Source organism: Roseofilum sp. SBFL, assembly GCF_017746885.1.
Lineage (GTDB): Bacteria > Cyanobacteriota > Cyanobacteriia > Cyanobacteriales > Desertifilaceae > Roseofilum.
The window spans coordinates 1-16,117 of the sequence record NZ_JAGHZH010000188.1 but is presented as its reverse complement, the minus strand read 5'-3'; the positions used below and the strand labels follow the sequence as shown (position 1 = coordinate 16,117).

Genomic DNA, 16,117 nt, shown 5'->3' with positions numbered 1-16,117 from the left:
TGACAACTATTTTTGTAAACCCGCCCTCCCCCACCATGTCTCTACAGTACACATTTGTCGCAACCATTTAAGGATTTGATATAATATCCATTCTTGATAACCAACAGATCTCGGTGGAGCAAGTCATGCAGGTAAACATCAGTAGCAGTTGGCAAGAGAAGATCTCAAAGATAGCCAGCGATCGCCAGAAAACCTCACAAGAAGTCGTGAAAGAGGCGATCGCGCTTTATTTGGGAGAGGTAGCGGCTAATTCCGGCGATCGCTTGGTTGCCTTAGAGAAAGAGGTCACCCTGTTAAAACAAACGGTTAATCAACTACATACCCTCGTTACCGTCATGCGACAACAACAATTGAGCGCCCCATCGAGTCAGCCAACCCCCATTTCTGAAACCGTCTTTATGTCAGAACCGGATGACGATATGGATGATGAACCCGATGAAATTCTCTACGACTTTCTCGAACCGACTTAAACCCAATATCAAATCCTTAAATGTTTGCTAAAATCAATCTCTCCTTGAAAGACAAGGGGCACCCAGCCCCTTGTTAAATGCAAGTTTATAGCGAAATACAATGATTAGCACTATCCTCCAACTGAGCCAGAAGAGCCTTGAGCTGTGTAGTCGAAATTCAGGAACATAATCACAGATACAGTGGCAAAATAATAGCCAATTATCCCGATCGCTAAGTACAAGACTGCTAAGGCAGCAATCGTTAACCCAACCATACCGAGGAGACCACTAATAATACCTGCGGCAAAAGTCAAAAGTAGAATCGGGATAAAAACAGATAACCCTAAAAGTACGAATCGTCCAAATGCAGCCCACCAACGACCTTTAACCAGACTTTGACTATAGCCCATAGCATCGAAACCACAATCGCGTAATGCAATAGCATAGTAGGTAAAGCTATACCGAATCGACAGCCAGATACCAGGAACGATCAATACGATCAAGCCCAGCGCAACAAGCATAGATACGACGATGCTGACAACGAACGCAATAAAAAACTTAGGGGCAGCATTTTCCAATACTGTCATCATTTCTACACTCTGGCCTCGAATGGAGCGCTCAACAACATTGGGTACAGCTAGTCCAACTACGATCAACAGGACATTGCCGATGATAGAAAGCAGTATGCCTAGGCCACCAGAGAGCTGCTCTGATAGTAAAAGGGGTAAATTAGTGATCAACGTAAAAATGCAAAAGATTTGAATATTCTTAGTAAACTCTGACCAGCCTATACTAAGGTACTCTGGAACACCAAGTAGAGACTTTTTCAGAGAATGTTGCAGGTTTGATTCCATAATTGTAGACTTCCTTTCAATTTAATAATCAGTTGCCTGAGAGAACCTGAACCGGATAAATAGAGTATCTAATCCCTGGTACACTCAGGGTATCACATCGCTTTTTGCACAAACTTTAAGATATAAATAGAAACACAGATTGGGAGGTTTAGAATCTTTTAATCACACTCTCCTCGTTAAGCCGTGGTTAAAACTATTCTAAAATGCGTAATTCTTTACGAATCTCTTCGAGTTTTTGGGTATATCCTAACGTTCGATATCTTTGTTGAGCTTCAGTTAACCAATCGAGGGCTTGGGAGCGATCGCCCATTACCTGGTAAATTTGAGAGAGACCATAGGCGATCGCCGCTCGATCTTCTAAATTATCGGAAGTAATCTGATTCAAGCCTTGTTGATAATATGCTTGAGCTAGAGGAACCAGCCCCAAATTCAATAAATATAAATCCCCTAATTGTCGGTATATGCTGGCTCCCTCAATATCGTTACTCACCACTGATTCTAAATGTGCGATCGCCTCAGCGATTAAGTCAAAATTCAAATAGATCGGCATGGCAAAAGAGTAATCGGTAAAAAATTTTTCTCCATTCCCTATTCCCTATTCCCCAAGAAATCTATTGAGTTCCTGCATCAATACCTAACTCGATATTCGAGCGACACAATTGTTGGGTGGCTTCATCTGGACTCGCGATCGCCAAATTCCACTTACTTTCCCAATTGGGAGCAGTTTCATTGACTAAATATCCCCGAGCTATAATCTGGCTATTCTCATCATCTGGAATCAAGACTAGCTCTTTCTCTTCAGGATATTCTCGTTTCAGAGCTGAAACTCTCACGGTTCTGGGTAGAGGAGTGATTCGAAGTGAACAGTTAGGGGCAATTAACGTTTATTTGAGTGAAGCAGAAATGATCAATGGCAATCAGGGATTTGAAACGACGATTAACAAGGTTGTTCGGATGCCTCAAGAGAGTGAACTGTGCGATCGCGTCCGCATCCTCGGACTGAATGTCGTTAACGTCATGTGGGAAGATACCGCCCGGACTGCGGGTTCTGTCTGGGGGCCCAATATTACTGATATGACACTACAAGTGCGCCATGGCAATAATTCCCAGAAGAAAGAACTTTTACCCGTTATTCGCTATCCTAACTTTACCGATAAAACGGGCGATGTGCCTCTAGAGTATGTCTACCTCAAAGAGGGAATAGACAATGGGGAAGACACTCTAGATACAGGGACACGGAGAATGGGATGAGGATCTATGGATGCACCATCATGAAAATCATTCACTTCTGAGATTCCCCCATTCCCCCATTACAGCGATTTGCCCTGTAAAGCTTCCTGCAACTTTTGATAATAGCGATTGGCATAGTACCAGCGAGGATTAGTTTTTAGATTCACCGATTCAAGTTTTGTCCCTAGCTCGTTAACCACTTGATTAAGGGTTTGTATTTGCTCTTCATACTGTTCACGTTCTGCCATCAGTTGAGTCACTATTTCTTGCAATTCTTGACGTAATTTCACACTCTTGGCGTGTTGCTGCCAGAGTTGTTCGCGGTCGATTTTTAAGTTCTGATTGTCTTGTAAAAGTTCTTCTATCTGTTGCTTCAAATCTTCAATTTCTAGCAGCAGTTGATAGTATAAGGTTTGATTGAATTTCCGCTTGTTAGTTTGGGGAGTTTGATCAACGGTATCTTCAGACTCAGATGGCAAGGCGGGGGCGATCGCTTGAGGGTCAGGACATAACCATTGCAACGCTTCTATGAGTTTTGCTGTAGTAATTTCCTCCGTTTTTCCGAGTCGATGTTGTTTAAAAATACCGCCGATACATTGGGACGCATACCAGAGTTGATCGGAGCGTAAATAACAAGTGATGCGATAAACTACAGAATAGTTAAAGGGTTCCCAATAGACCTGAACTTTGAACTTTTTGTGTTTGAGTGCCCAATCTACAAATTCAGGGCTACCCACCTCTAAACCCGACTCTGATAAGGCTTTGCTCTCTATTCTAGAGCGAGGGTTAATGTGACAGGTAACGAGGGGATAGGATTTCATAATGATGGCTTTTGGCTATGGGCAGGTTTAGAGATTAAAGAGGATTTTCATTCGAGATTTGATTTGCTGTAAGAGGTCGGTTTCGTCATCTTCTAAGAGGCCATATTCCGCCAGGAGCTGCTTGCGCTCTTGGAGTTCGGTTTGGTGACGATGGAGATCTTGGGCAATTTGTTCAGCCATTTGGGGGTATTGGTGGAGGACTTTGCCAAAGTTGAGGCGATCGATCGAGAATAGGGTGGTTTCTTCGATCGCGATCGCCGTAGCCGTTCGATTTCCCCCAAGCATGAGCGCCAGTTCTCCAAAAGATTGTCCTGAAGAGAGGATAACTAAGGGTTTATTGATTTTCTCCACAAAGATGCGGACAGAACCAGTGAGAATAATATAAAACTCATCTCCCGGTTGATCTTCCCGACAAATATAATCCCCCACCTCAACTCGTTTAATTTTGCCCTCCATGACTAACTGGCTTAACTGTTCAGGGGTTAAGTGCTGATAATAGGGAACTTGAGACAGAAGCTGAGGTAAATGGGGATGATAATCATAAACCGTCCGAATACAGGATGCTTTTTTCTGCCATTTCTTCAAGGCGGTGAGTTCGTAGGGGTTATCGTTAGATTGGCTAACCTGGAAATTTAATAGGTTTAACTCGTCTTGAAGGCTTTGTTGGCGATCTCCGGTTTCTACAGCCATATCTACAAAGACTCTAGCTAATTCGCCCACTTCATCTTGACGTTGATATAAATTCTCTAAGGTTTGGGGATTAAAAGATTGGGATTTAATTTGATCGGCAGCTTCACTAAATTGAAAAATAGGTTGCAGCACCCAGCGACTGACTCCTAAGCCAATCCCCAAAGACGATAATAAAATCAAAAGTTCTAACACGAAAGTTATCCAGGCTTGGATCGCTACTTGTTGCATAAAATCTTCTTCAGGAATAATCACCACAATCAGCCAATCTAAGCCTAAGCGATCGCGAAAGCTTTTGACTTGAACACTAACGTGTTTTCTGTTCCATGTAAGAGACGAATTCACAGTACTTTCAAGTCGAAAAAAGCTACCAAATTGGTTGAGTAAATTTTCGGCGATCGCTGAAATCAACTCATTTTCACTCTCCACAATATTTAACAGATCTTGATTACGTTGGGCTTCTGCAATCAAGTCTGGATTAGAACTGGCAATCAAGACTCCTTCGCGATTGATAATCAAAACTTGTCCGGTTTTACCAATAGTTAAGTCTTGCAGAAATTGATTGATCCCCTGAAAGAATAAATCGACCGCCAAAACACCAAGGATTTCTCCTTGAGAATCTTTAACAACTTGTGCAGCAGTAATTGCTAATTCTTGGGCAGAAAAATCTTGATAAATATCAGTCCAAATGGGTTTATTGGATTGGAGTGCAGCTTGATACCAAGGACGAATACGAGGGTCATAATTAGCGACTTGATGTACAATTTCAGTTTTGCGACCATCGCTAGTGGTTGCGTAACGGATTACACTAGAATTCGTTACTTGTCCAGCGATACTAATTCCAACTTCTCCTGAGTTAAGAATAGTGGCTCCCCTAAATTCTCCTTGAGGATTGCCAAAATACAGACTTTTTACGCCTTCAAAAATTTGAATTTGATTCCAAAAATAGAGTTCTAAATTGGTTAAATCGTCTAGATTGAGAGCGCCTAATGCAATGCTTTGAAGATTAAGCTGATTGATCGTATTAGGAACTGACAAATAATCCCGAAGATTATCTTCTACATTAGCGGTGGTTGTACGGGCTAACTCAACGGAAACTATATTAATATTTTGTCTAGTTCTTTGAAATAAAATGATGGCTATTAAGCCGACTACTAAAACAGAAGGGGCAACAATTAAAAGAGGAAGATGATAGCGGATAGACAGATTCTTAATCATGTTTTTCAAGGGTCGTTTTTCGCCGAACTTTTTGTGATTTTTGCTTCAAGTAATCCCAATAGCTCAAATTTAATTCTGGAGGATTTTCCGTGTCTTCTGAAGCATAAATCTTGTTTTTATATGTGCTTAACTGTTCAATCCTTTTTTCTAAGTTGCTTTGTTGTTCTTGAATTAAAAATGCCATTTCTTCAAAAACACGACTAAATTGACCGATTTCGTCATTACGTTTAACTAAGTCTGCAATTTTTTCGGGTTTAAATCTTCGCTTTTTGAGTTGTTTTGCTGTTGTATTTAACCGCAACAGAGGAGACACCACTAATTGATGCATATTCCAGACTGCCAAAACACTGCCCACAGTTGCCGCTAAAATCATAAAAATATAAATAGTCCTTTTTTCTGCTGGATGAAACACATTCGATTCTGACAATGCTACAACCACTACCCAGGGTAAGTCCCAGTGATTTTCAATCGGTTCAACCCAAACCAATTGCTTTTGTCCATTGTGGTAAAAAATTAAGGACTGAGCTTCAGATATGAGACTAAAATCACTAAATTTGGCGATCAAAATTTCTCCGATTTTTTGCACCATGGGATCGGGACTTTGAGTAATTATTAAGTGAGTTTCTAATTCTGGATCGAATAGGGTTAACGGATCGGGATCGGAACTGGCAATTAATCGTCCATCTTGTTGAATAATTAAAACCTTTGCTGCTTTACTAATGGATAGATCGCGCAGAAATTGATTGAGGCTATTGAGAAAATAGTCAATTCCTAAAACTCCAACTAAATTCCCTTGGCGATCGCGCACTGCTTGAGCTGCGGTAATTCCTAACTGGCGAGTCGTAAAATCTGGATAGACCGGACTCCAAACTAGATTGTTGGTGTTCTGTGCTGCTTGATACCAAGGACGAGTTGTTGGATTAAAGACTGAGTTTTTACTCAGTACTTGACCCCGTTGACCGTTTCTATCTAGGAGAGACGTGATATGTTGGTAATCCGTATTTTCCCCAGAATAAGATTGAGTAAATTGCCCACTTTCATTGAGTTTAACACCGATAAATTCTTGGTTTGGACTGCCAAAAAAAATATTACTAACCGAGGGGAAAAAACGAATCTTATTATAAAAATTAATCGTTAAATTCTGTGGATCTTTCCATATTGGTGGATTAGATTGATAACGATTTAAGCTCAATTTATAGATAATCTCTGGTTGTCGAAGATTAAGGTGTACCTGACTTTTGATTTGCATCACAGATTCCTTCATCCAAGACCTAGAGAGTTCATCTACAGTTTTATCTCTATTATAGATTGCTAATACTCCCGTAAATGCTAAGGTTGCCATTAAGGGCGTTACGGTTAAAATAGGAATGAGTTTTTTTAGGGAAACCATAAATAGATCCAGATAAGATATTCTTTAAGTTATTCTTTATTTCTAATCCATTGTGCTTTACGCTTTAAGGCTTTGAAATAAGCCATTTCCAATTCTTGTGCTTGGCTTAAGTTAGCGTTATTCATTCTCAATTTTCGCACTTGTTCTGCTAGATCTTGCTGCCGTGAATCAACCACTTTAATCATTTCATCAAATCCCCGCGCTAATTGTCCAATTTCATCCCCTCTCTGACTGATTTTTCGTAACTGTTTAGATTTTATCATTAAGTTTCCATCAATGACTTGATTGACATTTTGCGCTATTTCTAATACTGGCTGGGTCACTTTGCGAGATAAAATATAGACAATCACTAACAATATTACTGCAACTAAAAATCCCCCAAATAGTAAGTTAATGGCAATAGTTCCCGAAACACTAAATGCTTCTTCTCGTGTAATTTCCACGAGAATTCCCAAGTTTTTATCTTCTAACCATCGGTAACTGCCAATCACTTCTACTTGTTTATGATTTTGATAAAAATCAATCCCATCTTGACCTGACATGGCAGCATCAATTCCTGGACTCCGTACCCATTGATTGGCTAATTCTGAGTCCTGGGTATCTACCAATCGATTTTCTTGTCCCTGTTTGCGGATTAAATACGATTCATCTGTCTCCCCTAATCCGGTAGCTTCTTGCATGATTTCATGAATTTTTTCTAGGGAAAGATCAACAGATAAAACTCCTATTCTTTCCCCTCGATCGTTGAGTAAAGGAGTGGCAAAAGTCATTGCCGTTTCCCGTGTAATGGGAGAAGTATATAAGGTTGGGCGAACGGTTTCTAGATTTTCTTGTGTAAAATAAGTGACAGAATCACCCAGGGGTTGATAGTTTCCTTCTTCCTCTCCTTCAGTTGAGATAGAAACAATCCCACTGTTGGTGGATATGGATAAAGATTGAATGGTATTTTCCGTTGTTAAAATCGTGCGAAAGTAATCTTCAATTGTTTGATAGGATTGCCGATCTGTGTTATCTAGAAAACTGGCATAAGAGTCAACTAGGGTTGGCGTTTGAGCGATCAGTAAGATAGTTTTATGTTGTTGAGAAAACCAGTTATCAATCTGATTTTCTTTAATGGAAATTACGACTTCCATTTGACTAGTAATCGATTTTTTCAGCAACTCAACAGACTGATAGTAAATGACGATCGCTAGCCCGACCACCGAAACTAGGGACAACACGGAAAAATAGCCCACATGCTGGATCAGTAAACTATTGTGCCAACGTTTCATTTTCTTTTCCTCATGATGTCTTGTTCCTTTCCGCCCTCTGAACCTAGTGTTGCAATTGGGTTAAATGCCGTCTGCGCCAGGCAAAATGTAAAAGATTAATCCCCAATTCTTGGGCATTGCGAATTTTTTCTCTGGGTAACTCTAGCCCACTGTCGAGTCCCCACGCTAAGGATAAATCCCCGATCGCCAAAACTACGCCTCCCCAATTAAACAGGCGAACCGGATTTTGCTTAATTTTGGGTAGGGCACTAAATAAAAAAGGTTGGGTTTTTAGCGGATGCCATGGGGATAACTGCCCTAAATGGGTGCCAGACATCCCTAAATTGATGGCTAATTGTTCTATCGATACACAAATCTCTTGAATTTGGCGATTTAATTCTTCTTCACAAGCCGCTAATTCTTCGTTTAACTGGGCTTTCACCTCTTGTAACTCTGCTGTATCGCCAATATCGGCGATCGCCTCTAACAGTTCCTGTTGTACAAAACTCAACTCATCTACCTGGGTCTCCTCTTCCAATAGCTCAATGAAGATCGCCCCCCCTAATCCTAAATAGGCCCGTAAACTTGCCTGTTGAGCCTCATTCGTATTCAGCGCCTGATTGTAGCTTAAATAGATTAAATCATAACCTTGCCAAGCCAACCCCTGACGAGTCGCAGTCATCTCCCAAGATTCCTCCAACCCTTCCGAGTTCTCGGTATTGCTCCAGGTAACCGAAGCGACTTCTTCAATCCCTCGCATTCCTGGATCGAGGGCTAAAAATGCTTGTAGTAAACAGGATAAATTAGAAGCCGTCAGGCGATCGCCCCCATTTCCACCCTGCATATAGGCAACCTGTACCGTTCCTTGGGGGCGAACTCCCACAGCAGAGCGATAGCGCAGATCCAACTGATTGATCTGGGGCGCAAACACATCCCCAACTTTGCTCCCTTCGACTTTGCTCAGGGAACCCCCAGACGGGGATAACTGCACCGTTCCAGCAGAGAGCTGCAAACGGCATAACTCCACTTCTAAACCTGATGGAGGAGTGCTTTTCTCATCAATGCGGAACGTTTCCGGAACCAGTTCCACCTCAGAAGTGCGCTGTAGGGTTTCTGGATCGACATAACTGAGTACTAAATAGACTGTAACTGGGATTTCCTTGGGACTCAGAGCGATGCGAAAAGCGATCGCCCGATCGACAATAATTGGATTTCCCATCCAGTCAATCGCCATCCCCGGTTGCACTTCCAACCAGCGCCCGTCACGATACTGGGCTGCGATGCTATCAGGAGCTGAAATCACTTTCACCCCCAAACCATAAACAATTCCAGGTTGATGGAGCGCCTGATAATATAAATTCTGGCGCTTTCGATGATATTCATGGGCCCGTTGCCAACGATGAGCATTTAACAGCAAACCATCATGGACAACCAACCGTTCTAGAGGAACAGGGTAGGGAAGCTCTGTGCCACTTCCGGGATCGGCAGATAACGTCACAAGCCTTACTCAATCACGATCTGTAACAGATAGTATGGCCATAAAACCGTCATTTTCAGGAAAAAATTAAAACTTAATTAACTTTTGGCCTAAGGAGGTATTGCTCCATTATCCACTAATCAATTTGCAACTCATAGGTACAAAATGCCGGTTTTTGCTGGTCAATCACCTGACGCACCAAAGCCTCATCCACCGACCCTGGAGTATCGGGTTGCAAATGTACCCGAAAATGAAATGGCTGACCTCCACCCAACAGAGCATCTTGCCCCAAAATTGAATGGTCTAAAACTAATCCTTGGCTAAAGGTTTCCAGAATAGCAATATGTTTATCTTCCTCCCGTTCTACCTGATCATCTAAGGGTAAACCCGTAGCCAAATGTAAATAGAGTCGCAACCCTCGACGCGTGCCTCGCCAGCGATAAATTTCTAAGGCGTGGCGAATGAGCGATCGCTGTTGATCTAAACTCAAATAAGATTGCCATTCCCAACCCACCCAATGGGCTAGAAATGGCAGCATAGATTGGGGCGCGGTTAAGGGATCGAGATAAGCAAATAAACTCGCCATCATCTGCACATCCGGGTTAAACGTTTCTTCAATAATCTTCAAAAACCGCCCCACAAAATCAACTTCCCGATAGATTTGGGGCAAAAAGTCTAAATACCTAGATTGGGGACGCACATAAAAGTTAATATCCGCCACATCAATCAGTTGGCTTACCGTTCCCGGCATCGCTCCATACACCTGAAGCCGACCACTATAATTAATCCGTAAACTTGAATTTTCTCTTAGGGCCAGGAATGCCTCAAAAAAGTCATCCGGTGCTTGGAATTCAATAATAATATCTTGACTGATTCCAGGAGAAATTTGGGAATTTTCCCTCTCGCAAGAATACCAAGCCTGGGGCAAATTTCCCCGGAATTCTAGGGTCACATTCAAGGGTTGTTCTCCAGGATTACCCAGTTTGACCATAAGCTGGCTGGGTTCTCCTGGAATCAGCATGAGGGGAATCCCTTCAGGAGCTAAGGGGTCATGGTGCAGTAATTCCGGGTCTGCATCCGGCAGACGCATGGGAATCACCTCAAGATCAAGAGGACTCGAACGGGCAAGGGTCATGGTACTTTAGGCATCAAAAATTATAGTTTACCAATTAGCCATTGCCCATTACCAGCGCTATAATTTGCAGGAAAGATCAGGTGTCCTCATGGTAGATTTGAGCTTACGTCAAGAGTTAATAGATTTGTTTTGTCAATTGGCTTATCAAGAGGGAGATTTTTTACTCTCTTCTGGCCAAAAAAGTTCTTACTATATCAATAGTAAACCGGTTACCCTCCATCCTCAAGGAGCTGTGGCGGTCGGCGAGTTATTGTTAAATATGCTTCCTGAAGACGTGCAAGCTGTGGGAGGCTTAACTTTGGGAGCCGATCCAATTGTGACTGCGGTGAGTGTAGTTTCTGCTTATGAAGAGCGGCCCATCTCAGCGTTAATTGTGCGTAAGGAAGCCAAAGGTCATGGAACTCAGGCTTATATTGAAGGACCGACGTTACCCCAGGGCGCTAAGGTAGTGGTGCTAGAGGATGTAGTCACTACGGGACAGTCGGCGATGAAAGCGGTGGAGCGCTTGCGGGCTGTGGGATATGAAGTGAACCAGATTGTAGCATTAGTCGATCGCCTCCAGGGAGGTGCAGAATATTACCAGTCCATGGGTTTAAAGTTTGAGGCTCTGTTTAGCATTGAGCAGATACAACAGCGCTATAAAGAGGGCAGGAATAGGTAATAGGGAATGGGGATGAGTTAAGATCGAGACAAATTCTGATTGGATGAGGAGTGATATTATGCTAGTGACTACAACAGATGGTTTAGATGGATATCAGATTACCGCTTATCATGGTGTCGTCAGTGGAGAGGCAATCTTAGGGGCTAATATCTTCAAAGATTTTTTTGCTGGCATTCGTGATATTGTGGGCGGACGCTCAGGGGCTTATGAGAAATCACTCCGGGAAGCCAAAGAAACCGCGATGAAGGAAATGGTAGCTGAGGCTCAGAAAATGGGCGCAAATGCTGTTATCGGTATCGATCTTGACTATGAAACGATTTCGGTTTCCGGTGGTAGTAGTATGCTGATGGTCGCAGCAAGTGGAACGGCTGTAAGCTATCAATAACTGATGTCTATCTTTCCCAGTGCTACCGTAGCCAGTGTTATTTTAGCCGGAGGGCAAAGTTCCCGCATGGGACAGGACAAGGCTCTGATTCCCTGGAATGGAGTCCCTTTGCTGCAACGGGTATCGGAAGTCGCCGCCCAATGTACAGAGCAGGTGTATATCGTTACGCCTTGGCCCGATCGCTATTGGGCGATCGCCCCCCCACATTGCCAGTGGATCGTCGAGTCTAACCCCGGAAACGGCCCCTTGGTTGCTCTCTCTCAAGTTTGGGAAAGGATTCAACATCCCTGGATTTTACTGCTCGGTTGCGATTTACCCAACTTAGACCCCAGTCTTTTGCAGCACTGGATCGCCCAACTCTCGGATATTCCTGAATCGACCTTAGCCGTTGTTCCTGTTCAGGGAAAGTACTGGGAACCCTTGTGTGGATTTTACCGTTTTGAGCTTCAACTGACTCTAAAATCCTTTATCCAGAATGGAGGTAGTGCCTTTCAACACTGGTTATCCTCCATTCCGGTACAACCCTTACCCGTAGATGCCACAGTTGCTCAGATGCTCCACAACTGCAATACACCAGAAGACTTATGATAAGTATGATCTGAGAAGAAGAGTATAATGGAACTCAATAGTCCACGATCCTAGAGGTGAACTATGTCTGTTGCACTGACCCAAACATTAGAAACTGAAACCGAACAGGAATGGACTCCTCCCTTACCTCCTACTGATTTAATTTTTGATGATGGAGAGACCTTGGAAAGTAATCGCCATCGCATCGCCATGAATGTCTTGATTGAAGCTATCCACCAAGCTTATCAAGGACGCGATGACTATTTTACCGGTGGGAATATGTTTGTCTACTACAGTAGTCGCCAAGCCCGCGATCGCGATTTTAGAGGGCCGGATTTTTTTGTGACCTTAAATGTGGATGGCACAAAAGAGCGTCAAGGTTGGGTGGTTTGGGAAGAGGAAGGGCGTTATCCAGATGTAATTGTTGAACTCATGTCCCCCTCAACAGCAAGTGGGGATACCGGCCCGAAAAAAAACATCTATGAACAAACCTTTAGAACACGAGATTATTTTGTTTATAATCCCTTCAATCGCCAGTCTTTGCAAGGATGGCATTTGAACAGTAATGGCCGCTATGAGGAAATTGTTGCTGATGAACGGGGATGGTTATGGTGTCAGAGTTTGGAATTATGGTTAGGCGTTTGGGATGGAACGTTGACTAAGGAAAAGGCTCCTTGGTTACGGTTCTTTGATGCCGAGGGGAATTTGATTCTCCTCTCTCAAGAGTTAGCTGAACAGGAGCGCGAACGAGCCGAACAGGAACGCGAACGAGCCGAACAGGAACACGAACGAGCCGAACAGGAGCGCGATCGCGCTAATGCTGCTGAGGCTAAATTACGAGAACTACAGGAGCGCTTGCAAGCCATGGGCATCGATCCGAATACAGTCAACCCTAGTGACTAAGGATTTGCCCAGATTGTAGAGAGTAAAAACTGATTGCCGATTACCCATTGCTAATCAGCGATCTGCGCATCCCCTCCATTCCCTTATCTCCCTATCTCCCCATCCCTATTTTCCAGAGAAGGGCGGAAAACCGGCCTAAATTCTGTTACTGACCGCACAATAACCTAACGATTTTCCTATGTTAGAATCAGCTTACCAAAAAGCAGCAGGTGATGGGAAAACGCCATGTTTGAACGCTTCACAGAAAAAGCCATTAAGGTGATCATGTTAGCTCAGGAGGAAGCCCGCCGCCTGGGTCACAACTTTGTGGGCACAGAACAAATCCTTCTCGGTTTGATTGGGGAGGGGACGGGAGTGGCCGCAAAAGTCCTGAAATCCATGGGGGTCAATCTCAAGGATGCCCGGATTGAGGTAGAAAAGATCATCGGCCGGGGTTCGGGATTTGTCGCTGTAGAAATTCCATTTACACCCAGAGCCAAACGGGTTCTAGAGCTATCCCTAGAAGAGGCTCGTCAGTTGGGACATAACTATATTGGCACAGAGCATCTACTTTTGGGTTTAATTCGCGAAGGTGAAGGGGTAGCCGCTCGTGTGTTAGAGAATTTGGGCGTGGATCTGTCTAAGGTTCGCACTCAGGTGATTCGGATGCTCGGTGAAACGGCTGAAGTTTCGGCGGTAGGTGGACGTTCCTCGAATAAGACCCCAACGTTAGATGAGTTTGGGTCAAATTTAACCCAATTGGCTGCCGAAGGAAAACTCGATCCCGTGGTCGGTCGGCAAACGGAAATTGAACGGGTGATCCAAATTTTGGGTCGGCGGACTAAAAATAACCCGGTACTGATCGGTGAACCGGGGGTCGGAAAAACGGCGATCGCCGAAGGGTTGGCTCAACGCATCTCCCATGGTGATGTCCCAGATATCCTGGAAGATAAGCGCGTCGTTACCCTCGATATCGGTCTGCTGGTGGCGGGAACCAAGTACCGAGGAGAGTTTGAAGAGCGGCTGAAGAAAATCATGGATGAAATTCGTTCAGCAGCCAATGTCATCCTGGTGATTGATGAAGTCCATACTCTCATTGGCGCAGGAGCGGCTGAAGGGGCGATCGATGCCGCCAATATCCTCAAACCTGCCCTCGCTCGGGGCGAACTTCAATGTATTGGAGCCACAACCTTAGATGAATACCGCAAACATATCGAGCGGGATGCTGCCCTAGAGCGGCGTTTTCAACCGGTGATGGTCGGTGAGCCTTCTGTGGAAGAAACCATTGAGATCTTACACGGACTGCGCGAGCGGTACGAACAACACCACAAGTTGAAAATTTCGGATGAATCTTTGGATGCAGCCGCTAAATTGAGCGATCGCTATATTTCTGACCGCTACCTCCCCGATAAAGCCATTGACTTGATTGATGAAGCCGGTTCGCGGGTACGCTTAATTAACTCCAAACTGCCCCCAGCAGCCAAAGAACTCGATCGCGAACTGCGCGGTGTTCTCAAGCAAAAAGATGATGCGGTACGCTCCCAAGACTTTGATAGAGCTGGGGAATTGCGCGATCGCGAAATGGAACTCAAATCCCAAATTCGCACCATTGCCAGCAAAGGCAAAGACGAAGGCTCAGTCAGCGATGACCCCATCGTTACCGAAGAAGACATCGCCCATATCGTCGCCTCCTGGACTGGAGTTCCCGTCAACAAACTCACCGAAACCGAATCCGAAAAACTCCTGCACATGGAAGACACCCTCCATACTCGGATTATCGGTCAAGAAGATGCCGTCAAAGCCGTCTCTCGCGCCATCAGACGCGCCCGTGTTGGTCTGAAAAACCCCAACCGACCCATTGCCAGTTTCATCTTCTCCGGGCCCACTGGGGTTGGAAAAACCGAGTTAACCAAAGCTTTGGCTTCCTACTTCTTCGGTTCTGAAGAAGCCATGATTCGTCTCGATATGTCCGAATACATGGAACGGCATACCGTCAGCAAACTGATCGGTTCTCCTCCTGGATATGTCGGATACAACGAAGGGGGACAACTCACGGAAGCCGTTCGCCGTCGTCCCTACACCGTCGTTCTCTTCGATGAAATTGAAAAGGCACACCCCGACATCTTCAACATGCTGCTGCAAATCTTAGAAGATGGTCGTTTAACCGATGCCAAAGGACGCACCGTAGACTTCAAGAACACCCTCTTGATCATGACCAGTAACATTGGGTCTAAGGTGATTGAAAAAGGTGGTGGTGGACTTGGGTTCGAGTTCGAGGATAACGCGGAAGATGCCCAGTATAACCGCATCCGTTCCTTAGTCAACGAAGAACTCAAAGCCTACTTCCGTCCAGAGTTCCTCAACCGGTTAGATGAAATCATCGTCTTCCGTCAGTTGAACAAGGAAGAAGTCAAAGAAATTGCCGAAATCTTGCTCAAAGATGTCTTCAAGCGCTTAACCGAAAAAGACATTACCCTGCAAGTCACCGATAAATTCAAAGACCGGTTGATTGAAGAAGGGTATAATCCCGCCTACGGTGCGCGTCCCCTGCGTCGAGCCATTATGCGCCTGTTGGAAGACACCTTAGCGGAAGAACTGCTCTCTGGTCGAGTGGGTGAAGGGTCTACAGCCGTTGTTGACGTGGATGAGTCTGGACAAGTGACCATTCAGTCTGAGGATCAAAAGACTCCAGTGTTAACCAAGGTTACGGACTAAGAACCAACCCCTCTAACCTATGGCTCAAGCCTGAACCTTGCTATTTTTAGCTAATTCTTAAGACGGTTGACTGGATATCAACCGTCTTTCTTTTATCGGGACTTAAACAAGTATCAACGCCAAACCCAGCCTAAATTCTCTTGGTGAGCGGCGAATACGTCCTGATTTTTCTGGAGCCAATTAAAGTTTTCAAGAATTCTGCCAAGGTTGGCTCAATGTTGGGTTGAACGAAGTGAAACCCAACCTATGGTTTTGAACGCACAAACCCGGTTTCTAACTCTCAATCTCAATCTTTGCGCCTTTGTCAGCCGGTTCAAAGCCGAAGACGTAGGAATAAAAGTAAAATTCGCCATCAAGAGCGCGTTTAATATTTTCGGCTTTGCGGAAGCCATGTTG

At 44.2% G+C, this 16,117-nt stretch carries 16 protein-coding genes; 7 read left to right on the top strand and 9 right to left on the bottom strand.

The window, feature by feature from the left end:
- Window positions 1-125 precede the first annotated feature (125 nt).
- Window positions 126-470 carry a hypothetical protein gene (locus tag J7545_RS21240; RefSeq protein WP_318699388.1) on the top strand — a complete coding sequence of 115 codons (345 nt, stop codon included), beginning with the start codon at window positions 126-128 and terminating at the stop codon, window positions 468-470.
- Window positions 471-580: 110 nt separating this feature from the next.
- Here the strand turns inward: J7545_RS21240 and J7545_RS21235 are convergent, their stop codons facing one another.
- The 3 genes from J7545_RS21235 to J7545_RS21225 all read right to left on the bottom strand — a co-directional run bounded on the left by J7545_RS21235 (window position 581) and on the right by J7545_RS21225 (window position 2,136).
- Window positions 581-1,303 carry a hypothetical protein gene (locus tag J7545_RS21235; protein ID WP_318699387.1) on the bottom strand — a complete coding sequence of 241 codons (723 nt, stop codon included), beginning with the start codon at window positions 1,301-1,303 and terminating at the stop codon, window positions 581-583.
- A gap of 193 nt (window positions 1,304-1,496) precedes the next feature.
- On the bottom strand, window positions 1,497-1,853 hold the full coding sequence (locus J7545_RS21230; protein ID WP_318699386.1) for a hypothetical protein: 357 nt from the start codon (window positions 1,851-1,853) through the stop codon (window positions 1,497-1,499).
- A gap of 61 nt (window positions 1,854-1,914) precedes the next feature.
- Entirely contained in the window at window positions 1,915-2,136 is a 222-nt protein-coding gene (locus J7545_RS21225; protein ID WP_318699385.1) for a hypothetical protein, read from the bottom strand.
- A 16-nt stretch (window positions 2,137-2,152) separates the two neighbouring features.
- On the opposite strand from J7545_RS21225, the gene J7545_RS21220 reads away from it, so the two are divergent.
- On the top strand, window positions 2,153-2,554 hold the full coding sequence (locus J7545_RS21220; protein WP_318699384.1) for a hypothetical protein: 402 nt from the start codon (window positions 2,153-2,155) through the stop codon (window positions 2,552-2,554).
- A 59-nt stretch (window positions 2,555-2,613) separates the two neighbouring features.
- Here J7545_RS21220 and J7545_RS21215 read toward each other — a convergent pair whose 3' ends face one another.
- From J7545_RS21215 to J7545_RS21190, 6 genes are all read right to left on the bottom strand, one after another.
- Window positions 2,614-3,354: a hypothetical protein gene (locus tag J7545_RS21215; protein WP_318699383.1), complete on the bottom strand. Its 741-nt coding sequence runs from the start codon at window positions 3,352-3,354 to the stop codon at window positions 2,614-2,616.
- A gap of 27 nt (window positions 3,355-3,381) precedes the next feature.
- The gene (locus J7545_RS21210) at window positions 3,382-5,259 is read right to left on the bottom strand and encodes a cache domain-containing protein (RefSeq protein ID WP_318720110.1); all 1,878 of its coding nucleotides are present in this window, start codon (window positions 5,257-5,259) and stop codon (window positions 3,382-3,384) included.
- Window positions 5,252-6,649: a cache domain-containing protein gene (locus J7545_RS21205; RefSeq protein WP_318699381.1), complete on the bottom strand. Its 1,398-nt coding sequence runs from the start codon at window positions 6,647-6,649 to the stop codon at window positions 5,252-5,254. The genes J7545_RS21210 and J7545_RS21205 overlap by 8 nt, the downstream gene beginning before the upstream one ends.
- 29 nt (window positions 6,650-6,678) lie before the next feature.
- The gene (locus J7545_RS21200) at window positions 6,679-7,920 is read right to left on the bottom strand and encodes a cache domain-containing protein (protein WP_318699380.1); all 1,242 of its coding nucleotides are present in this window, start codon (window positions 7,918-7,920) and stop codon (window positions 6,679-6,681) included.
- A 43-nt stretch (window positions 7,921-7,963) separates the two neighbouring features.
- The gene (locus J7545_RS21195) at window positions 7,964-9,397 is read right to left on the bottom strand and encodes a hypothetical protein (protein ID WP_318699379.1); all 1,434 of its coding nucleotides are present in this window, start codon (window positions 9,395-9,397) and stop codon (window positions 7,964-7,966) included.
- A 115-nt stretch (window positions 9,398-9,512) separates the two neighbouring features.
- Complete coding sequence (locus J7545_RS21190; RefSeq protein WP_318699378.1) at window positions 9,513-10,511, bottom strand: phage tail protein; 999 nt, start codon at window positions 10,509-10,511, stop codon at window positions 9,513-9,515.
- A gap of 88 nt (window positions 10,512-10,599) precedes the next feature.
- Between J7545_RS21190 and pyrE the strand changes: the two genes are divergently transcribed.
- The 5 genes from pyrE (at window position 10,600) to J7545_RS21165 (ending at window position 15,721) form a co-directional block, all read left to right on the top strand.
- Entirely contained in the window at window positions 10,600-11,172 is a 573-nt protein-coding gene (gene pyrE, locus J7545_RS21185) for an orotate phosphoribosyltransferase (RefSeq protein ID WP_318699377.1), read from the top strand.
- Between the two features lie 58 nt (window positions 11,173-11,230).
- Window positions 11,231-11,557, top strand: coding sequence for a YbjQ family protein (locus J7545_RS21180; protein ID WP_318699376.1), 327 nt, complete (start codon window positions 11,231-11,233; stop codon window positions 11,555-11,557).
- A 3-nt stretch (window positions 11,558-11,560) separates the two neighbouring features.
- Window positions 11,561-12,145, top strand: coding sequence for a molybdenum cofactor guanylyltransferase (locus J7545_RS21175; protein WP_318699375.1), 585 nt, complete (start codon window positions 11,561-11,563; stop codon window positions 12,143-12,145).
- 63 nt (window positions 12,146-12,208) lie between these two features.
- Entirely contained in the window at window positions 12,209-13,027 is an 819-nt protein-coding gene (locus J7545_RS21170) for a Uma2 family endonuclease (protein ID WP_318699374.1), read from the top strand.
- Window positions 13,028-13,252: 225 nt separating this feature from the next.
- Window positions 13,253-15,721, top strand: coding sequence for an ATP-dependent Clp protease ATP-binding subunit (locus J7545_RS21165; protein WP_318699373.1), 2,469 nt, complete (start codon window positions 13,253-13,255; stop codon window positions 15,719-15,721).
- The last annotated feature ends 396 nt before the right edge of the window (window positions 15,722-16,117 follow it).